The following is a 4,154-nucleotide window of genomic DNA, read 5'->3' as shown; positions in this document are numbered from 1 at the left end:
GGGACCGGGTGGGCATGTTCCACCAGCTGCTGTGGATGGACCCTGAGTACAAGGAGGGGTTCTACCGGCATGGCGGCGGTCCGCTGAAGACGATGAAGAAGCTGCGGCTGGACTACCTGCGGCTGGTGTACGGCCGCGAGTTCCTGGTGGCGCGCTACCGGGACATTGACGCCGCCGAGAAGACCCTGGAGGCAGACGCCGAGGAGTTCGCCAAGGCCTTCGATCCAAACGCGTGGATCCTGATGTGCACGGCCTACTCGGGGTGCGATCTGACGGAGTACCTGCCCAAGGTGCAGGCGAAGGTGCTGCTCATCGCGGGGGCCTCGGATGTGCTGGCCCCGCCGGCGCGGGTGCGCGAGACGTACCACCTGCTGAGCGCCGCCGGGGTTCAGGCGCGCTACCACGAGCTGCAGGGCGCGAGCGATCATGGCGCCCTGCTCACCGAGACGCGTCGCATGCATGGCCCGGTGCGCGACTTCCTGCGCAGGCTGCGCTGACCTACCTGGAGACGTGGGGCGCGGCGAGCCTGGCGCGCAGGGCGCCCACGAGCATCCCGATGGCGATCTCGTTGTTGCCGCCGTGGGGGATGATGATGTCCGCGTGGTGCTTGGACGGCTCGACGAAGCCCATGTGCATGGGACGCACGTGCCGCAGGTACTGGCCGATGACGTGATCGAAGTCCCCACCGCGCTCTTTGATGTCGCGGGTGAGGCGCCGGATGATGCGCAGGTCGTCGTCGGCATCCACGTAGACCTTCATGTCCGTCTCGTCGCGCACCTCCTTCATGTGCAGCACGAGGATGCCCTCGATGAGGATCATGTCCCCCGGCTCCACTCGGACGGTGCCCGCCTTGCGGGAGCAGGTGATGAAGTCGTAGATGGGCTTGTCGACGGCCCGGCCAGACTTCAGCTCGCGCAGGTGGCGCACGAGCAGCTCCGTGTCGAACGCGTCCGGGTGATCGAAGTTGACCTGCCGCCGCTCCTCGAGCGGCATGTCCTGCAGATCCGCGTAGTACGAGTCCTGATCGATGAAGGCGACACGGCAGTCGGCGAGCGCCTCACGGACCTTCCGGCAGACGGTCGTCTTGCCGGATGCGGTGCCGCCCGCGATGCCAACGACGAGGGGTGACAACATGTCCGGGGCACCTATCGCAGCGGCCCGGCTGGCGCAAGGCTGTGTAGGGAACCGGACATACGGGGAAGTTATGGCCCCTCCTTCTCCAGGCGCCGCCGGGTTGCCTCCTGCCCCCGACGCGACAGGCCAGGCTCGGAGGAGTGGAGGCAGCGGCTACCGCGCGACCGCCGCCGGAGCCGCTCGATCGTTGCGGTAGATGACGCCCTCCTTCATCACGAAGAAGACCCGCTCGGCGCGGCGGATGTCCTGGAGGGGATCTCCGGGCACCGCGACGATGTCCGCCAGCTTGCCGGCCTCCAGCGTGCCCAGCTGGTTCACCAGCCCGAGCAGCTCGGCGTTGACGGAGGTGGCGGCGCGGAGCGCATCCGCGGGAGCCAGGCCCCCCTCCACCAGCAGGGCGAACTCCTCTGCGTTCCGGCCGTGGGCGAAGACGCCGGCATCCGTGCCGAAGGCGATGCGCACTCCCCGTGAGGTAGCCTTGCGAAGAACCTGCCGCGCGCTGGCCTCGGCCGCCTTGAACTTGGGGATCTGCTCCGGCGCGAGCAGCCCCTTCTCGTAGCGCTCCTTCACGCCACGGAGGGCAATGGCGGTGGGCACATAGAAGGTCCCCTTGCGCTTCATCAGCTCGAGCGCCTCGTCATCCAGGAACGAGCCGTGCTCGATGGAGTCCACCCCCGCCCGGATGGCGCGCCTGGCCCCCTCCGCGCCATGGGCGTGCGCGGCCACCTTGCGCTTGCGAGCGTGGGCCTCGTCCACGATGGCATCCAGCTCGGCCTGGGTGAGCTGCGGCGAGTCCACATCGTCATTGCGGCTGAGCACGCCGCCAGTGGCGCACACCTTGATGACGTCCGCGCCGTACTTGAGGTGCTCTCGGACCCTCGCGCGAAAGGCGTCGGGCCCATCCGCCACACCCTGGCCGGACTCCTGGGCCAGCAGGCCCTTGCGCCACGAGTTGCCGCCGTCGCAGTGACCACCCGTGGAGCCCAGACCCGAGGTGGCGGCGAGGATGCGCGGCCCCACCGCCTTGCCTCGACGGATGCCGTTGCGCAGCCCCACGTCGATGAAGTCCTCGCCTCCCAGGTTGCGGACCGTGGTGAAGCCTGCCATCAGCGTGGCACGGGCATATGGCAGCGCCTCCATCGTGCGCTCGGGGATGGTGCGCTGCATGCGGTCGATGACGTCCTGCCGCCAGTCCTCGCCCGGCTGGCCGGTGAGGTGCGTGTGCGCATCGATGAAGCCAGGCAGCAGGGTGGCGTCTCCGAGCTCGATGACCTCCGCCCCAGCCGGTACGGCGGCGCTCGCTCCCACGGCCGAGATCTTCCCCGCTGTCACTACCAGCACCCCGGGAGAGAGGAGCTTGCCGCTCTTCGCATCGAAGAGGCGCGCGGCTTTGAGGACAACGGGCTTGGAAGGCTCGGCCGCGGAGGCCGGCAGCACCCAGAGGAGCGCGAGCAGGAGCACGATTCGCATGGGCCGCATTCCTGGCACGTCGCGCCGTCGAGTCAAGCAGACAGGTTCGTGCCATGGGGGCTTCAGATAGAGTCCCGAGCCATGCAGGCCGCTCCCCCCCAGGTGTCGCACTCCGCCCGGCTGTTACAGGACTTCCTGGACCAGGACGTCGTTCCCCGGGAGACGTCCATCGCCCGCTTCATGCGCGGCATGATGGTGCTCGGTTGCGGTGCCTCGCTGCTGCTCATTGGCGTGATCGGCCAGGGCCTGGCGCTGAGCCTGGCGGGACTGACGGGGGGCCTGGCCGTCTACTACTCGCTCTCGCTGTGGGCGCTGAAGCGAGGCAGCTATCACCCTGCCATCCCGTGGGTGGACAGCTCCGTCACGGTGTCCATCCCCGCGGTGGCCTGTGTCATCGAGGTCGCCTTCCACGGCCCCGTGTATGCGCTCACCACGCCTCCGGTGATCGCGTGGGGTGCACTCATCGTGGTGTGCGCACTCCGGGCCGGCAAAGCACTGGCCTACTTCGCGGCGTCGCTGGCGGCGATCGAGTATCTGGTGATCTACCTGCTGCTCATGCGGCCGGCGCTCCCTCCCGAGCCCCTGAGCACTCTGACACTGCCGATGGTGGTACTGCGCTGCGTGTTCCTCTTCGCCTATGGGCCGCTGACGGCGACCCTGGCCAGCATCATCGTGAGCAAGGCCGAGGCCGCGCTGCGCGCCATCCGCGAGAAGGATGTGATGGGGAAGTACTTCCTCCACGAGCGGCTGGGCGCGGGCGGCATGGCCGAGGTGTTCCGCGCCACCTACAGCCCGGAGGGTGGCTTCGAGAAGCAGGTGGCCGTCAAGCGCGTGCTGCCCGCCTACGCGGACGATGAAGAGTTCCTCGCCCTGTTCCGGCGCGAGGCCGAGCTGGGCTCGCTGCTCATCCACCCCAACATCGTGCAGGTGCTCGACCTGGGACGCCACCAGGACACCGTCTTCCTGGCCATGGAGTACGTGCAGGGCCTGACGCTGGGCGGGCTGCTGAAGCGCATGCCCTACCGCCAGCTGCCTCCGGCCGTGGTGAGCTACATCGGCGCGGAGATCGCTTCGGCGCTTGCGTACATGCACGGCCGAGTGGACTCCCAAGGCGAGCCGCTGGGCCTGGTGCACCGCGACCTCAACCCGCCCAACATCCTGCTGTCGCGCATCGGCGAGGTGAAGCTGTCGGACTTCGGGATCGCGCGCGCGGCCAACCGCTTCGCGCTCACCCAGGCGGAGACGGTGCGTGGCAAGGCAGGCTACATGGCACCCGAGCAGGTGCGGGGCGAGCTGCTGGACCGCCGGGCGGACCTCTTCGCGCTGGGCCTCACCCTGCATGAGGCGCTCACCGGAGAGCCTGCGCTGCGCGGCACCAACCAGGCGCAGCTGATGACCGCCTCCCTCAACCAGGAGCTGCTGCCGCCCTCTCACTCCGTGCCCGGCATCTCTCGCGCGCTGGACTCCATCATCATGGGCCTCTTGCAGCATGATCTGAATCGGCGCACGCCCTCGGGCGAGGTGCTCCAGCAGCAGTTGCTGGCGCTCAC

The 4,154-nt window shown here is 68.7% G+C and carries 3 protein-coding genes and 1 pseudogene; 2 read left to right on the top strand and 2 right to left on the bottom strand.

Annotated features, from left to right (window positions below; all coding sequences use genetic code 11):
• Positions 1-497: pseudogene (locus tag VD972_RS39825) on the top strand (alpha/beta hydrolase); the annotation flags it as partial.
• Between the two features lies 1 nt (position 498).
• Here the strand turns inward: VD972_RS39825 and udk are convergent.
• Positions 499-1,134 carry a uridine kinase gene (gene udk, locus VD972_RS39820; RefSeq protein ID WP_324994277.1) on the bottom strand — a complete coding sequence of 212 codons (636 nt, stop codon included), beginning with the start codon at positions 1,132-1,134 and terminating at the stop codon, positions 499-501.
• Between the two features lie 153 nt (positions 1,135-1,287).
• On the bottom strand, positions 1,288-2,604 hold the full coding sequence (locus VD972_RS39815; protein ID WP_324994275.1) for a metal-dependent hydrolase family protein: 1,317 nt from the start codon (positions 2,602-2,604) through the stop codon (positions 1,288-1,290).
• An 81-nt stretch (positions 2,605-2,685) separates the two neighbouring features.
• Between VD972_RS39815 and VD972_RS39810 the strand changes: the two genes are divergently transcribed.
• Positions 2,686-4,154 (top strand): serine/threonine-protein kinase (locus VD972_RS39810; protein ID WP_324994273.1); only part of this gene is annotated, 1,469 nt, incomplete at its 3' end.

It is taken from the genome of Hyalangium sp., from assembly GCF_035629615.1.
GTDB lineage: Bacteria > Myxococcota > Myxococcia > Myxococcales > Myxococcaceae > Hyalangium.
The sequence above is the reverse complement of the archived record's forward strand: the minus strand, read 5'-3'. Positions and strand labels throughout refer to the sequence as shown.

Coding starts and splice junctions, on each gene's coding strand:
- VD972_RS39815 (WP_324994275.1), bottom strand. CDS start 2,604: ATGCGAATCGTGCTCCTGCTCGCGCTCCTCTGGGTGCTGCCGGCCTCC.
- udk (WP_324994277.1), bottom strand. CDS start 1,134: ATGTTGTCACCCCTCGTCGTTGGCATCGCGGGCGGCACCGCATCCGGC.